Origin of the sequence: Streptomyces sp. NPDC005808 (assembly GCF_042871385.1) — a bacterium.
In the GTDB taxonomy this organism is placed as follows: domain Bacteria; phylum Actinomycetota; class Actinomycetes; order Streptomycetales; family Streptomycetaceae; genus Streptomyces.
The window spans coordinates 363,802-379,144 of the sequence record NZ_JBIAIK010000002.1 but is presented as its reverse complement, the minus strand read 5'-3'; the positions used below and the strand labels follow the sequence as shown (position 1 = coordinate 379,144).

Sequence of the window (15,343 nt, the reverse complement as noted above, 5' to 3'; positions counted from 1 at the left end):
AGGAGCTTCGTCCAGGAGTCTTCGTTCGGACCGCCTCGGACCGCCTCGGACAGACCGCGGCGCATGGTGGGGTGCGTCGCGAGACGGAGGATGACCCGCTTGCCTGGGCGCACTCAGGTGATGCGACAAATCGGAGAAGGGCGCCGTGCCAGGCGTCGCGGACCCGAGGGGTCCGAACGACCCCCTGGGTGACTATGCGGCGTACGAGTCGTCCTGCTCCTCGCGCAGCTCCTGGAGATACGGCACGACGTCGACCTGGATGGAGGAGCCCTCTGCTTCCCCATAGCGGTCGGCGACGCCTCGTAGATAGGCGCTGATCTCCCTGTGCATGACCTCCGCGGACGGCAGGAACACGTCGCCGTCGACGATCCGCGCGACCCACCGCGCCTGTGCCTCCACGATGCGCGTGATCGCTCCGACGGGGCGGACCAGACCGACGAAGTGCAGGCCTGGGTGATCGGGTGCGACAACCCGCTTGTACAGCCCGACCATCCCCTTCGCGCCCGTCGGCCATCCATCGGGAAGGAATGGGAAGGCCATGCGGTACCCGGTGCAGTAGACGATCGCGTCGGCCTCTTCGGAGCTTCCGTCTGTGAAGAGAACCCGGCTTCCCGCCAGGGACTCGATCGCCGGTCTGGGGATCACCGCGCCATGACGTATTCGGCTGAGGATCTCGTCCGAGATGGTGACGGCCGAGGAGAAGATCCGGTGGTCGGGCTCGGGAAGGCCGTAGTCGGTCAGCCTCCCCCGCGCGACGAGCAGTGACTGCTCGACGAAGTGGCGCTGCTCGGGAAAGGACATCCGGTTCCACCACGGGGCATTGGCTATCTCGTCGAGCGACAGGCCGTAGAGCTGCTTGGGAACGATGTGGAGCCCGCGGCGCACCGAGAGCACCGTCCGTGAGGCGTGCCGGGACACGTCCGCCGCGATGTCCACCCCCGACGCGCCGAGCCCCACGACGATGACGCGTTTCCCCTGGAAGTCGCTGCCGTCGCGATAGTCGATCGAGTGCAGAATCGTTCCGTCGTACGACTGGGATCCGGGCGGCAGCGGGTCCGGGAAGGCCGGATTCGTGTTGTGCCCCGAGGCGACGATCACATGCTCGAACCGCCGCAATGCCGATACTCCGCCCGCATCCCGGCTGACGACCGTCCATACGCCGTCGGGATCCTGGCGGACAGACTCCACTTCGGTGCGCAGTTCGATACGTGACAGTACGTCGGCCCACTCCGCGTAGGAACGCAGATAGGCGGCGACGTCGCTGTGCCGGGGGTAGAGCGGAAAGGAATCGGGCATCGGGAACCCGGTGTAACCGGTGAGCTGCTTTGCGGTGTTGAGGTGCAGCGGCAGATATCCCGGCCCCCGTTCCCCCGCCTGCGGCTGACGCCAGATCCCTCCGACGTCCGGTGCCTTCTCGAGGCAGACGAAATCAACGCCCCTGGCCGAAAGAGCGTGCACGGTCGCCAGACCTGACAAACCCGCACCGATCACGCACACAGTCACGTCTACCCCCACAGGACACTTCCCTCCCACCAGATGACATGAATGCCCAACTGCCCAGAGCCCCACACCGACGAAAAGGAGCCACTGACGGCGAAAGTCGGCCCACGCCGAGCAGAACCCGGACACGGCAGAGCCACTCGGCGGTCAACGTGCCGGTGTCGTAGGCATGTTGTAGGGCGTGACGACCTGGATCGCGGACGGCGGGGTCGGACCGGCGGGCGGCAGGGCGTCGTGGGCCCGCATGACGAGACGGCAGGCCTCGCGCATGTCCTGGCGCAGGTCGTGGTGGAGCACGGCCGAGAGGCGGTGTTCGCGCAGCAGCCGGGTGTTGTCGTGGTCGAGGTCGTGGGCGATGAACACGGCGCACTCGCGGCCCATGTCCGCGAAGGCGCGCAGCGTCGCGATGTTCCCGCCGCCGATCGAGTAGACCGCCCGGATGTCCGGGTCGCGATCGAGCGCGGCCCGCACGAGGTCGTACTCGGTGGCGTCCAGGCCCTGCCCCTCGGCGATCTCGACGAGGGTCCGCTCCGGGTGCCAGGCGCGCATCGCGCCCCGGAAGCCCATCTCGCGCTCCTCCTCGTTGCGGAAGAAGCCGCTGCTGAGGCTGGTCAGCACATTGCCGGGCCGGTCGCCGAGCCACTGGCCCATGAGGTAGGCGGCCGTCGCGCCCGCCGCCCTGTTGTCGATGCCGACGTAGGCGAGCCGGGCGCTCGTGGGCAGGTCGGTGACCAGGGTGACCACAGGTATGCCGGCGGCGACGAGCCGGCCGACGGCGGCGGTCACCTCCGGTACGTCCGGGGCCTTGAGAATCACCCCCTGCGAGCCGCGCCGCGCGATCCGGTCCAGCGTCCTGACCAGTTCCTCCACCGGCCCGGTCTCGCGGAAGTGGAAACGTGAGCGCACGACCGCCGGGTGCAGGTCGGGCAGCTCGGCCTCCAGGGCGGCCCGTACAGCGGTGGAGAACCGCTCCGGTGCCTGCATCACGATGTCGATCATGAACGTACGGCCGACCAGCCGGACCTGGGTGCGCTGCCGGTCCAGATCGGCGATGGCCAGCCGGACCTCACGCACGGTGCTGTCCCGCACCCCGCCCCGGCCGTTCAGGACCCTGTCCACGGTGGCCTCGCTCAGACCTGCCTGACGTGCGATTTCCCGGATCGGGAAGGGGTGGCCCATGCGACGGCTCCCTGAGGGGTTTTTGATGGGTTCCTGCTGGTTGTTCGAAGGGTTTGTCATGACAAGAATGACAGAGCCGCACCGGTCCATCCCGAGGGGACGACGATGTCCTTCACTTCCGCTGAACGCCGCCCCTGGCTCTCCGAGCAGGACTGCGACCTCGACGCCTTCCGTGCGCTGGTCGAGCGGCCGACCGACCTCGCGGACTTTCCGTACGCCTCCTCCGTACAGCGGAACGTCCTCGTCTACGACTGTGACCGGCTGCGCAAGTCCGTGGCCGCCGGCGAGCGCCGCGAGGTCCAGGCCGAACTGGTCCGGGCCTTCGCCGAGGGGCCCGGCATCGTGGTCCTCCAGGGCACCTTCCCGGACACCTCGGTCGTCGACCGTACGACCGCCGTGTTCGACGCCCTGATCGCCGGGCAGCGCGCCTCGGGCGCGGGCGCAGGGGACCACTTCGCCACGCCGGGGGCCAACGACCGGCTGTGGAACGCCCTGGAGAAGGCCGCCCTCCACGACCCGGAGGCGTTCGCCGACTACTACGCGAACGACATCCTGGCCCTGGTGTCCACCGCCTGGCTCGGTCCCGGCTACCAGGTCACCTCGCAGGTCAACGTGGTCCACCCGGGCGGCGCGGCGCAGACCGTGCACCGCGACTACCACCTCGGCTTCCTCACCAACGAGGTCGCCGCCGGCTACCCGGCGCACGTGCACCGCCTCTCCCCCGTGCTCACGCTCCAAGGGGCGGTCGCGCACTGCGACATGCCGGTCGAGTCGGGCCCGACGATGTACCTGCCGCACTCCCAGAAGTACGAGCCGGGCTACCTGGCCTGGCGACTCCCGCAGTTCCAGGCCTACTTCGAGGCCCACCACATCCAACTCCCCCTCGCCAAGGGCGATGCCGCCTTCTTCAACCCCGCGCTCTTCCACGCGGCGGGCACCAACCGCACGGCGGACGTCCGTCGCATGGCCAACCTGCTCCAGGTGTCCTCCGCGTTCGGGCGGGCGATGGAGACGGTGGACCGCGAGGCGGTGACCAACGCGGTCTTTCCCGTGCTGCTGAAGCGCAAGGCCGAGGGCGCGGGCGAGGAGTGGCTGGACACGGTGATCGCGGCCTGCGCGGAGGGCTACCCGTTCCCCACCAGCCTCGACAGCGACCCGCCGGTGGACGGCCTGGCCCCGCCCTCGCAGGCGGACGTCGTACGCCGAGCGGTGCGCGAGGGATGGACCCCCCAAGCGCTCCGCGAGGAGCTGCGGGCCGGTACTGAGCGACGCGAGAGCTGAGGAACCCCATGGGACTTCTCGACGACAAGGTCGTCCTCGTCAACGGCGGCAGCCAGGGTGTGGGCGCCGCGATCGCCCGTGCCGCGGTGCGCGAGGGCGCGGCGGTGGCCGTCACCGGTCGCCGCCGCGAGCCCGGTGAGGCTCTGGTGGCCGAGCTGACCGCGGCGGGCGGCAGGGCGATGTTCGTACGCGCCGACCTGTCGGACGCCGAGCAGGCGAAAGCGTCCGCGGCCGAGGTGATCGCCGCGCACGGCCGGGTGGACTGCCTGGTCAACTCCGCCGGGCTCACCTCGCGCGGCACGCTGCTCGACACCACGCCCGAGCTGTTCGACCAGCACATCGCGATCAACCTGAAGGCGCCGTTCTTCGCGATGCAGGCGGTGGTCGCGGACATGGTGGAGCGCAAGGCGCCCGGCACGGTCGTCAACATCATCACGTCATCGGCGCACGGCGGGCAGCCCTTCCTGGCGCCGTACGTCGCCGCGAAGGCCGGGCTGATCGGTCTGACCCGCAACGCCGCGCACGCGCACCGCTTCGACCGAGTCCGGATCAACGGGCTGAACATCGGCTGGACCGCGACCGAGGGCGAGGACGCGACCCAGCGGGCCTTCCACGGCGCCGGCGACGACTGGCTCGAACAGGCCGCCGAACGCCTCCCGATGGGCAAGCTCGGCCGGCCCGACGAGATCGCCGACTTCGTGGTGTTCCTGCTGTCCGACCGGTCCGGGGTGGTCACCGGTTCGGTCATCGACTGGGACCAGAACGTCCTCGGCGGACTCGACTGACCCCCTTGTAAAGCCCGCACCTCCCAAGGAGCAAGAACCCATGCGCATCGGAATCCTCGGCCTCGGCCGCATCGGAGCCTTCCACGCCGAAACCCTCTCCGGACTCGACGCGGTCGAGTCCCTCGTGGTGGCCGACCCCTTCGCGGAGGCCGCGAAGAAGGCCGCCGAGCGGTTCGGCGCCGAGGTCGCGGACTCCCCCGAGGCCGTGCTGGCCGCAGGGGTGGACGGTGTCGTGATCGCCGCGGCGACGGACGCCCACCCTGGCCTGATCCTCGCCGCCGTCGAGGCGGGCATTCCCGTCTTCTGCGAGAAGCCCGTCGCCAGGACCATGCGCGAGGGCGTCGAGGTGCTCAAGGCCGTCCAGGGCAGCGAGGTGCCGATCCAGATCGGCTACAACCGCCGCTTCGACGCCGGCTTCGTCGCGGCGCGAGCCGCCGTCCGCTCCGGCGAACTTGGCAAGCTGCACACCGTACGGTCGACCACGCTGGACCCGGCGCCGCCGCCGGCCGCGTACGTCGCCGCCTCCGGGGGCATCTTCCGGGACTGCAGCGTGCACGACTTCGACATCATCCGCTGGGTGACCGGCCACGAGGTGACCGAGGTGTACGCGGTCGGCGGCAACCGGGGCGCCGAGTACATCAAGGAGGCGGGCGACGCCGACACCACCGGCGCGATCCTCACCCTGGACGACGGAACCGTCGCGGTGGTCTCCAACTCCCGCCACAACGGCCGTGGTCACGACGTCCGCATGGAGATCCACGGCTTCAGGGACACCATCGCCGTCGGGCTGGAGGACAGGCTCCCGCTGCGCTCGGTCGAGCCCGGCGTGACCTTCCCGGCCGGCACGCCGTACGACTTCTTCATGGACCGCTTCGGGGCCGCCTACCGGGCCGAACTCACCGCGTTCACCGAGGTCGTGTCCGGCACCCGACCCTCACCGTGCACGGTCGCCGACGCGTTGGAGGCCGGCTGGATCGCCGACGCGTGCACACTCTCCCTGCACGAGCACCGCCCCGTCACGCTCCAGGAGGTACGGCAGGCCTGAGCGGGCTCATGTCACTGGCGCGCAGCGCCGCGTACACCGGCCCGGGTGTACGCGGCGCCGTCGTCGTCCGCCTGACGAGCCGTCAGGCACAGCAGGAGCGCAGGAACTTGCGGGTACGCTCCGCTATGGGGAACGGCCTGTCCGGCTCGCACGGATACATGTCCTGCTCGACGATCGCGAACAGCTCCACGCCCAGCCGCTGCGCCGCGATCAGCACCGGCTCCAGCTCCGGTACGCCGGACGGCGGTTCGCACATCACTCCGCGCGCCACGGCCGGCCCGAACGGCACCTCGTTCGCCCGTACGTCCGCCAGGATCTCCGGGTCGACCTGCTTGAGGTGGAGATAGCCGATGCGTTCGCCGTACGTCTCGATCAGCTTGACGCTGTCGCCGCCGCAGTAGGCGAAGTGCCCGGTGTCCAGGCAGAGGTTGACCAGTTCGGAGTCGGTCGAGTCGAGGAAGCGTTCGACGTGGTCCTCGGTGTCGATGTGGGTGTCGGAGTGCGGATGCACGACGATGTCGAGGCCGTACGTCTCCTTGACCTCGTGCCCGAGGCGTTCCATGCCCTTGGTGAGGTGGGCCCACTGGGTGCCGGTCAGCTCCGGTGGCTCCAGGATCTCGGCGGTCTTGTCGTCCCGCCAGAAGGAGGGGATGACGACGAGGTGCTCGGCGCCCAGCGCCTCGGTGAGCGCGGCCACTTGGCTGACGTGCTCCCAGGTGGAGTCCCAGACGGCGGGACCACGGTGCAGGCCGGTGAAGACCGTGCCCGCGGAGACCTTCAGGTCGCGCCGGGCGATCTCGTCGGTGAGCTTGGCCGGGTCGGTGGGCAGATAGCCGTACGGGCCCAGCTCGATCCAGGAGTAACCGGCCTCGGCGACCTCGTCCAGGAACCGCTGCCACGGCACCTGTCGGGGGTCGTCGGGGAACCAGACACCCCAGGAGTCGGGGGCGGAGCCGACCCGGATGCGGTCCAGAAGGGGACGGTCGGGCATGTCAGGAGGTCCCTTCGGTCGAAGCGGTCACCGGAGCCTTCAGGTCCCTCTCCTCGGGGAGCCCCTCCACGTCGACACCCCGGACCTGGGCCAACTCGTTCTTGAGGGCCACGAGTTCGGTGCCGCCTGCCATGTGGTTGGTGAGCTCGTCGAGGGTGATCTCGTCGCGCTGCGCGCTGAGTTCGAGGGTGCCGAGACGCAGCACGCTGAAGTGGTCGCCGACCATGTAGGCGTGGTGCGGGTTGTGAGTGATGAAGATGACGCCGAGACCGCGGTCGCGGGCCGCGGCGATGTACTTCAGGACGACACCCGACTGCTTGACGCCCAGGGCGGCCGTCGGCTCGTCCAGGATCAGCACGCGGGCGCCGAAGTAGACGGCGCGGGCGATGGCGACGCACTGGCGCTGACCGCCGGAGAGCGTGCCGATGGGCTGTTCCAGATCGTCCAGGACGATGCCCATGTTGCGGAGCTCTTCGTCCGCGGTCTTCTTCATCCGCTCGATGTCGAGGCGGCGGACGGGCCAGGGGCCCCTGGTCATCTCGGAGCCGAGGAAGAAGTTCCGCCACACCGGCATCAACGGAACGGTGGCCAGGTCCTGGTAGACGGCGGCGATGCCGCGGTCGAGGGCCTGGCGCGGGGTGGAGAGGTGCACCGGTTCGCCGTCGACGAGGAACTCACCCTCGGTGTGCTGGTGCAGGCCGGAGATGATCTTGATGAGGGTGGACTTGCCTGCGCCGTTGTCGCCCAGCACACAGGTGACCTGGCTGGGGCGGACGGTGAGGTCGACGCCGTGCAGGGCGCGGATGTTGCCGTACGACTTGCCGGCGCTGCGCAGCTCCACAAGGGCGGTTTCGCCCTCGGGAGCAGTGTCCTTGAGGATGGCGCCGTGAGCGCCGGTTCCGTTGCTTGCCATAGGGGTCACCTCCGGGTCGCTGTGCGCTGGACCCACAGATTGATCAGGACGGCGCCGAGCAGCATCACGCCGAGGAACGCCTTGAACCAGTCGGGGTTCCAGCCGGCGTAGACGATGCCCTGCTGCACCATGCCGAACATGAACGCGCCGAAGACCGGGCCGATCGCGGAGCCCGCGCCGCCGGTCAGCAGACAGCCGCCGATCACCGCCGCGGAGATGTAGATCAGCTCCTGGCCGACTCCCTCGCCCGACTGCACGGTGTTGAAGGAGAACAGCTGGTGCATGCCGATGAACCAGGCTCCGAAGCCGACCAGCATGAACAGCGAGATCTTGGTGAAGGCCACCGGCACACCGACGGCCCGCGCCGACTCCTTGTTGCCGCCGACCGCGAAGACCCAGTTGCCGTACTTGGTGCGCAGCAGCACCCAGGTGGCGATGGCTGCGAAGACCAGCCACCAGAAGATCGTGATCTTCACCTGGACGCCGCCGATGTCGAAGCTCGACGCGAAGACCTTCTTGGCCTGGTCGAAGCCGTCCATGGTGCTGATGTCGTCGGTCGCCACGTTGCCGGTGACCAGCTTGGTGACCGCCAGGTTGACGCCCTGCAGGATCAGGAAGCTGCCCAGGGTGACCAGAAAGCTGGGCAGTCCGGTCTTGACCACCAGCCAGCCGTTGAGGAAGCCGATCCCCAGCGACACGACCAGCGCGGCGATCACACCGACCCATACGTTCATGGTCAGTTGGTAGCTGAGCATGCTCGCGGTGAGCGCGGAGGTGATCACCGCGACGCCGGCCGACAGGTCGAACTCCCCGCCGATCATCAGCAGGGCCACCGGCAGCGCCATGATGCCGATCGTCGACGACTGGTACAGGACGTTCGCCATGGAACTGGCCTCGCGCACCGGTGGCGCCGAGATCAGGAAGAACACGTAGACCGCGGCGGCGCCCAGGAACACACCGACCTCGGGGCGGGCCAACAGCCGCAGAGCCAGAGGGCGTTGAGCGGTCCGGCCGTCGGTCCGCTGCGGGCCGGAGGCCGGCGGTGTGGTCACCGCCGGCTCGGCATGCCGGGTCATGCCCATCACCGGGTTCCATTGGCGGCGAACTTGGCGACGCTGTCGACGTTGGTCTTGTCGACGAAGGCGGGGCCGGTCAGCACGGGCTGCTCACCGCCGCCGCTGTAGTTGCCGTTGTTCTTGTAGAGCCACAGGGAGTCCACGGCCAAGTAGCCCTGGAGGTAGGGCTGCTGGTCCACCGCGAACTGGATGGTCCCCGCGCTGATGGCGCTCGTCAGGTCCTTGTTGAGGTCGAAGGTGGCGATCTTCGCCTGACTGCCCGCGTCGGACACCGACTGCACGGCGGTCAGCGCGAACGGGGCGCCGAGCGTGACCACGTAGTCGATGGCCTTGTCCTGCGTGAGCTTGGCGGTGATCGTCGACTTCACCGACGGCATGTCGGTGCCGTTGACGTTCAGCGTCTCGGTGGTTCCGCTGAAGGTCTTCTTCACCCCGTCGCAGCGCTGGGTCAGGCCGATGTTGCCCTGTTCCTGGATGACACAGACGACCTTCTTGGCGCCTTCCGAGTTCAGTTTGTTGCCGAGCGCCTCGCCGGCCACGGTCTCGTCCTGGCCGAAGAACTCCAGCAGGCCGAGGCTCTTCCAGTCGCTGACACCGGAGTTGAGGCCGACCACGGGTATGTTCGCGGACTTTGCCTTGCCCAGGACGTCCTTCATCGCGTCGGGCTTGGCGAGGGTGATGGCGATGCCGTCGACCTTCTGGTCGATGGCGTTCTGGACGAGGTTGGCCTGGTTGCCCGCGTTCGGGTCGGCCGAGTAGATGAGCTTGATGTTGTCCTTGGCGGCGGCGGCTTCGGCACCCTTGCGGACGATGTCCCAGAACGTGTCGCCGGGCGCCTGGTGCGTGACCAGGGCGACCGTCATACGCGGAGTGGTGGCCTGACCCGCGGAGGCGCCGTCGGCGCTCTCCTCGGACTTCTTGCCGCCCGAACTGCTGGAGCAACCAGCGAGGGTCAGGGCCGCTGCCGCGGCCACGGCTACGAAGGGGGCCATTCTGCGGGAGCGGGTCTGAGAAGAGCGGTCCATCTTTCCTGCACCTCACTGTGCTACGGGGGAAAGGGAGCAGAGATCACAAGGATCCGGGGCCCGGATCTGCGCAGATCCGGGTCTTCGCGCCGTGAGAAGCGGCTGTCGTGTTGGGACGGAATCCAATCCCTGGGTGCGCCCGCTGTCAATACTTTGTTAAGACATCATTTCACAATCAGGTCCGAATGTAAGTACAAAGTATTGACAGTGCCCCCCTCCGCGACCTACACCTGGTAGGTGCCTTTCCCTCTTCGGTGACCTGCATGTGTACGGCACCGACGGCGTCGCTTTCTACACCCGCGGCAAGGTGATCACCACACGCCGGCCGGACCCGTCCGACGCCGGTATCAACCTCGGCTTCCCCAGCCACTCCTGACCCCCGTTCGACGACCCGAGAGGAGGTGCCCGTGGCCGCGATCCGTGACCGCTCCCGTGCCGTGACCGCCCCCGCGCTCGACGCCGTGAACTTCGCCCTGAACCGCAGCAGTCCGGTGCCCTTGTACTACCAACTCGCGCAGCAACTGGAGGCGGCGATCGAGCAGGGATCCCTCGCGCCGGGAAACCTCCTGGGCAACGAGGTCGACCTCTCCGTACGCCTTGGCCTGTCCCGGCCCACGGTCCGCCAGGCGATCCAGTCCCTCGTCGACAAGGGCCTGTTGGTGCGCCGCCGTGGGGTCGGCACGCAGGTGCTGCACAGCCAGGTCAAACGGCCACTGGAGCTGAGCAGTCTCTACGACGACCTGGAGTCGGCCGGGCAGGACCCCTCAACCCAGGTGGTGCGGAACGAGGGCGTGCCCGCGACCGCCGATGTCGCGGCCGCCCTCGGCGTCGCGGAGGGCAGCGAGGTCACGCTCCTGGAGAGGCTGCGCTCCACGCACGGCCGGCCCATGGCCCTGCTCTGCAACTACCTGCCCGCGAACCTGCTCGAACTCGACACCGCCCGCTTGGAGTCGACCGGCCTGTACCGGATGATGCGCAGCGCCGGCATCACCCTGCACAGCGCCCGCCAGACCATCGGCGCCCGCTCGGCCACCCCCGAGGAGGCCGCCCGCCTCGACGAGAAGGAGGGCGCGGCACTGCTCACCATGCACCGCACGGCGTACGACGACACGGGCCGTGCGGTCGAGTACGGGACGCACCTCTACCGTGCGTCCCGGTACACGTTCGACTTCCAGCTGCTGGTCAGAAACTGACGCAAGAGCCCTGAAAGCAGCTGTGCGAGCCGAGCTTCGCCCGACCCGCACAGGCTCTGGGGATGTCATCTGGTCCGCGTCCGGCGGACGTCCGGGGGATCGACGCGGTGACCCCGATCGGGGTTACCGCGGCCGCACCATCGATCCCACGATGGCCAGGCACGCGGTCGGTGTCGGCTCGCCTCCGCTCAGGTGCTGATTGCCCTGAGGGTCAGCCGGCCGTAGCGGCGCCAGACAGCCGGATCGCGGATTTCCATGGCGACCAGCTGGCGGGTGTAGCCACCGAAGAGGACCCGGAAGTCCTCGATGGTGACGTCCGCACCGATCCCGCCCTGTTCTTTCGCGGCGACCAGCAGGCCTTCGATGCCGGTCATGATGTTGCTGTTGAGCTCCTCCGAGCTCTCCGGGACGACGTCCGCCAGTACCCGGTCGGCGGCGAGCCGCTCTGCCATGTCGCCCACAAAGGTGCTCAGCGCCGAGTAGGCGTCAGGCTCCGCCAGCGCCTGGTCGATCCGGTGTTCCATCCACCGCAACTGGTACTCGGCGACCGCCTCGATCAGGTCGGCCTTCGTCGCGTAGCTGCGGTAGACCGTGGCCTTCCCCACTCCCGCCCGCCTTGCGACCTCCGGCACCGTGGCCGCCAGACCACGCTCGGCGAAGACCTCCAGCGCCGCAGTGATGATCTTCTCGTGGTTGCGACGGGCGTCGGCACGCCGTGCGGACCAGTCGTCGTCGAGAGTCACGGGCAGGGTGGGATGTGGCTGCGGCATACGGTCAGTCTCCCCGACCTGCCCCACTGCTGGTCACGGCGGGGCGCGCGGCGATGCCGGCCACCGACTCCGCTTGGGCGGTACCGGTTCGCGGGATCAAGAGGGCCGCGGCTGCCGCGACGGCCGCCGCGACCGCCCCGATGGCGAACGCCTCGCCGAAGGCGTGATCCGTGGGAAGCAGCATTCCGGCGGTGACGCTGCCCGCCAGGAGCGTGGCGGCCACCTGCGAGCCGATGGACGAACCGAGCGAGCGGATCAGGGCGTTGACCCCGGTCGCCTGCCCTGTCATGGAGCGCGGCACGGCCCCCACGATCAGGTTGGGCATCGCTGCCATGGCCAGACCGATACCGGCGAAGACGATCATGGAATAGATCACGATGGTGGTGGCGGAGCCGTGCTGGGTGGCCAGCAGTCCCAGACCGCCTGCGGCCGTCAGCATGCCGAGAGCGAGCGGGACCTTACCGCCGGACCTCGCCGAAAGCTTCCCGCACACGGCTCCGGCCACGAGCATCATCAGGCAGGCCGGCAGGAGCAGCAGTCCCGCGTGGGTCGCGTCCATGCCGAGACCGTAGCCGGACGCCTTGGGTGTCTGCGCGATCTGCGGGATGAGGACGAAGGCTCCGAACATGGCGAAGCCGGCCAGCACCGTGGCGATATTGGTGGCGAGCACCGTCGGACGGCCCAGCACCGACATGTCCACGAGTGGCTCGCTGATCCGCCGCTCGAACAGGCCGAAGGACACCAGGACGAGGAGACCCACGGCGATGAGGCCCAGGACGCGGGCGTCCGTCCAGCCCCAGTCGGCGGTCTTGGTGAGGGCGATCAGCGGAGCTGTCACACCGACGGCCAGCAGTACGGCACCGGCGTAGTCGACCTTGCCCCTGACGTGGTGATTGCCCGCGGGCAGGGTCCGTACGCCCAGAATCGCCAGCGCGGCCATGATCGCGCCGGACCAGAAGATCCAGTGGTACGAGGTGTGGTCGATCAGCAGCCCGCCCAGCAGCAGACCCGCGCCGGCGCCGATACCGGCGATCGCCGAGATCAACCCGAGCGCCCCCGGCCTGCGGTGGGGCGGGAAGTCGTCGCTGATGATGCCGAAGCAGAGCGGGAAGATGCCTCCGCCGGCCCCCTGGAGCACGCGGGCCACGACGAGGAGCCAGATGTTGCTGACCACTGCGGCCATCACTGCGCCGGCGCCGAAGAGCACCAGCGCGATGAGCAGCATTCGGCGCTTGCCGAACATGTCACCGAGCCGGCCGATCACGGGGGTCAGAATCGCCGCCGACACCAGATAGCCCGTCAGCACCCACGTCACGCTCGTGGAACTGGTATGCAGCGCCTCCGCCATCCCCGTCATGGCCGGGACCACGGCCGTCTGGGCGAGTGCATAGGCCGTGGCAGCCAGCGCCAGGACCAGTAGGGAGCCCTTCGGGGGGCTCTTCACGTCGACACTCATCTCGTATCTCTCCACCCACAAGGACCAATCGGACCCATGGGTCCACTTACTCGGCCGAGAGTAACTCCAACCGGTCCCGCGGGTCCACTTACGCGGCAGGGACGAACGGCCACCAGGGGTCGTGCATGACGTATCGGTCCGCACAAAAAAATCGTCCGGGCCGAAGTGAATCTCGACCCGAACGATCTTGGATTTCCATGTTGTACATGTGTTGTGTGTCCGAGGGGGGACTTGAACCCCCACGCCCGTTAAAGGGCACTAGCACCTCAAGCTAGCGCGTCTGCCATTCCGCCACCCGGACTGGGTGTCTGCCACCTGGACGGGGGTGTTCCCCGCGGCGACATGCACAACAATACCAAGGTTTCGGAGCGCCTTTCACCTGCATATCCGGGCTGTCGGGACGGATGAGCGGACCGCGGTGGAGGTTCCGCAGGGGCCTCACAATGAGTCACGCGGGGACTACTCAGGAGCCGGCGGGCGGCGCCCCGGTCATGGGCGCCGCCCGCACCGTCCTCACCTCACGGCATCAGGATGTAGTCGGGGAAGTTGCCCGGCAGCCGCTCCCCCGCCGGTCCCTGGGTCACCGCACGCACCAGCAGTTCCCCGCCCACGAAGGCGCCGCGCCACGACGCGCCGAAGCCGCCGAAGAGCTCGTCGCGGTCGCCGCGCGAGCGGGGCTTGCCGTGACCGACCTTGAACGCCCGGATCTGCGGTGCCAGCCGGTCGTACGTCGACTTGTCGTCCGTGGACAGGGTGGCGACCAGCGCGCCGTTGGACGCGTTCATGGCGGCGAGCAGCTCGGCCTCGGTGTCGACCAGGACGATGGTGTCGACCGGGCCGAAGGGTTCCGCGTGGTGCAGCGGCGAGGACGGGGGCGGGTTGAGGATCGTGACGGGGTGGACGTACGCCGAGGTGTCCTGGCCCGGCAGGAAGCGCGCGTCGGACAGGTTGCCACGGTGCAGCGGGACGGCACCCCGGTCGATGGCCTCGGCGACCTGGTCGTGCAGGTCCTTGGCCTTGGCCGCGTTGATCACCGGGCCGAAGTCGAGGGACGGGTACGGGTCGTCGGGGTGCTCGACCGCGAGCGGGTGGCCGATGCGCAGGGTGCGGACCGCCGGGAGGTAGGCGTCCAGGAACTCGTCGAACAGGGTCCGCTGGACGACGAAGCGCGGGTAGGCGGTGCAGCGCTGCTTGCCGTAGTCGAAGAGCTTGGGGATGACCGCGGTCAGTGCGTCCCAGTCCGAGTTGTTCCAGATGCCCCAGGTGTTCAGCCCCTCCTGCTCCAGGACGTGGCGCTTGCCCAGGTCGGCGACGGCGGTGGCCACCGCGGCGCCCGTGTCACGGCCGCCGACGAAGGAGACGCAGCCGATCTCGGGCGCGCGGACGAGGGCCTCGGACAGCTCGCGTCCGCTGCCGCTGACGAGGGTGACCGGGATCCCTTCGCGGGCGGCGAGCGCGCTGGCCAGGGTGAGGCAGGCGACGCCGCCGTCGGTCGGGGTCTTGGCGATGACCGCGTTGCCGGCCAGTGCCTGAACCAGCATTGCGTGAACGAGCACGCTCATCGGGTAGTTCCAGCTCGCGATGTTGGACACGGGGCCGTCGAGTGGAACCCGGCCCTCCACCATGGGCTCGATGCCGTCGACGTACCAGCGCACGCCGTCGATGGCCCGGTCCACGTCGGCCTGGGCGAGCCGCCAGGGCTTGCCTATCTCCCAGACCAGCAGAAGGGCGAGCAGTTCACGGTGCTCGGTCAGCGCGTCGAGGGTCGCCGCGACGCGGGCCCGGCGCTCCGCGAGCGGCACATGACGCCAGGCGCGGTGCTGGTCGAGTGAGGCACGCACGGCCTGCTGGGCGGTGGCGCCGTCCAGGCGCGGCGGGCCCGCGATGGGGCTGCCGTCGACGGGACTGGTGGCGGGCAGCGCCCGGCCGTCCGCCTGCCAGGCGGAGCCCCAGAGGTTGAGAACCCGGTCGTCCTGGAATGCCTCGGGCGCCACCCGGAGGCAGCGCTGCCAGGCGTCGTTCCAGGACGTACCGGCCTTCAGGACGAGGTTGGTGGTGTTGAGGGTGGTTGCCATTGGATTTCTCCGCTCTCGGTGCACAGTCGGGGGCGGTGGGCCGGCTTCTGCCGA

General features: G+C 69.0%; 13 protein-coding genes and 1 tRNA gene. 4 read left to right on the top strand and 10 right to left on the bottom strand.

Going from position 1 to position 15,343, the window contains the following annotated elements; all coding sequences use genetic code 11:
• Positions 1 to 192: 192 nt before the first annotated feature.
• The gene (locus tag ACFYPC_RS05240; protein ID WP_388670998.1) at positions 193 to 1,503 is read right to left on the bottom strand and encodes a flavin-containing monooxygenase; all 1,311 of its coding nucleotides are present in this window, start codon (positions 1,501 to 1,503) and stop codon (positions 193 to 195) included.
• Between the two features lie 144 nt (positions 1,504 to 1,647).
• Positions 1,648 to 2,679 (bottom strand): LacI family DNA-binding transcriptional regulator, encoded by a 1,032-nt coding sequence (locus ACFYPC_RS05235; RefSeq protein ID WP_388670995.1) that lies wholly within the window; start codon positions 2,677 to 2,679, stop codon positions 1,648 to 1,650.
• 105 nt (positions 2,680 to 2,784) lie between these two features.
• On the opposite strand from ACFYPC_RS05235, the gene ACFYPC_RS05230 reads away from it, so the two are divergent.
• The 3 genes from ACFYPC_RS05230 to ACFYPC_RS05220 are packed head-to-tail and all read left to right on the top strand — an operon-like array spanning position 2,785 to position 5,790.
• A complete protein-coding gene (locus ACFYPC_RS05230; protein WP_388670992.1) occupies positions 2,785 to 3,960 on the top strand; it encodes a phytanoyl-CoA dioxygenase family protein in 1,176 nt (391 codons plus the stop codon).
• Between the two features lie 8 nt (positions 3,961 to 3,968).
• Positions 3,969 to 4,745 (top strand): SDR family oxidoreductase, encoded by a 777-nt coding sequence (locus ACFYPC_RS05225; protein ID WP_388670989.1) that lies wholly within the window; start codon positions 3,969 to 3,971, stop codon positions 4,743 to 4,745.
• Positions 4,746 to 4,785: 40 nt separating this feature from the next.
• A complete protein-coding gene (locus ACFYPC_RS05220; protein ID WP_388670986.1) occupies positions 4,786 to 5,790 on the top strand; it encodes a Gfo/Idh/MocA family oxidoreductase in 1,005 nt (334 codons plus the stop codon).
• 82 nt (positions 5,791 to 5,872) lie between these two features.
• On the opposite strand, the gene ACFYPC_RS05215 is transcribed toward ACFYPC_RS05220, so the two are convergent.
• Genes ACFYPC_RS05215 through ACFYPC_RS05200 form a run of 4 tightly spaced genes read right to left on the bottom strand, consistent with a single transcriptional unit; the run spans position 5,873 to position 9,795 of the window.
• Positions 5,873 to 6,781, bottom strand: a complete 909-nt coding sequence (locus ACFYPC_RS05215; protein WP_388670983.1) for a sugar phosphate isomerase/epimerase family protein — start codon at positions 6,779 to 6,781, stop codon at positions 5,873 to 5,875.
• Between the two features lies 1 nt (position 6,782).
• Positions 6,783 to 7,694: an ATP-binding cassette domain-containing protein gene (locus ACFYPC_RS05210; protein ID WP_388670980.1), complete on the bottom strand. Its 912-nt coding sequence runs from the start codon at positions 7,692 to 7,694 to the stop codon at positions 6,783 to 6,785.
• 5 nt (positions 7,695 to 7,699) lie between these two features.
• A complete protein-coding gene (locus ACFYPC_RS05205) occupies positions 7,700 to 8,776 on the bottom strand; it encodes an ABC transporter permease (protein ID WP_388670977.1) in 1,077 nt (358 codons plus the stop codon).
• Positions 8,776 to 9,795 carry a sugar ABC transporter substrate-binding protein gene (locus ACFYPC_RS05200; RefSeq protein ID WP_388670974.1) on the bottom strand — a complete coding sequence of 340 codons (1,020 nt, stop codon included), beginning with the start codon at positions 9,793 to 9,795 and terminating at the stop codon, positions 8,776 to 8,778. The genes ACFYPC_RS05205 and ACFYPC_RS05200 overlap by 1 nt, the downstream gene beginning before the upstream one ends.
• Positions 9,796 to 10,202: 407 nt before the next feature.
• Between ACFYPC_RS05200 and ACFYPC_RS05195 the strand changes: the two genes are divergently transcribed.
• Positions 10,203 to 10,988, top strand: coding sequence for a GntR family transcriptional regulator (locus ACFYPC_RS05195; RefSeq protein WP_388670971.1), 786 nt, complete (start codon positions 10,203 to 10,205; stop codon positions 10,986 to 10,988).
• A 188-nt stretch (positions 10,989 to 11,176) separates the two neighbouring features.
• Here the strand turns inward: ACFYPC_RS05195 and ACFYPC_RS05190 are convergent, their stop codons facing one another.
• The 4 genes from ACFYPC_RS05190 to ACFYPC_RS05175 form a co-directional block, all read right to left on the bottom strand.
• Complete coding sequence (locus ACFYPC_RS05190) at positions 11,177 to 11,758, bottom strand: TetR/AcrR family transcriptional regulator (protein WP_388670968.1); 582 nt, start codon at positions 11,756 to 11,758, stop codon at positions 11,177 to 11,179.
• A gap of 4 nt (positions 11,759 to 11,762) precedes the next feature.
• The gene (locus ACFYPC_RS05185) at positions 11,763 to 13,214 is read right to left on the bottom strand and encodes an MFS transporter (RefSeq protein WP_388670965.1); all 1,452 of its coding nucleotides are present in this window, start codon (positions 13,212 to 13,214) and stop codon (positions 11,763 to 11,765) included.
• A 216-nt stretch (positions 13,215 to 13,430) separates the two neighbouring features.
• Positions 13,431 to 13,515, bottom strand: a tRNA-Leu gene (locus tag ACFYPC_RS05180).
• 217 nt (positions 13,516 to 13,732) lie between these two features.
• The gene (locus tag ACFYPC_RS05175) at positions 13,733 to 15,289 is read right to left on the bottom strand and encodes an aldehyde dehydrogenase family protein (RefSeq protein WP_388670962.1); all 1,557 of its coding nucleotides are present in this window, start codon (positions 15,287 to 15,289) and stop codon (positions 13,733 to 13,735) included.
• Between the last annotated feature and the right edge of the window lie 54 nt (positions 15,290 to 15,343).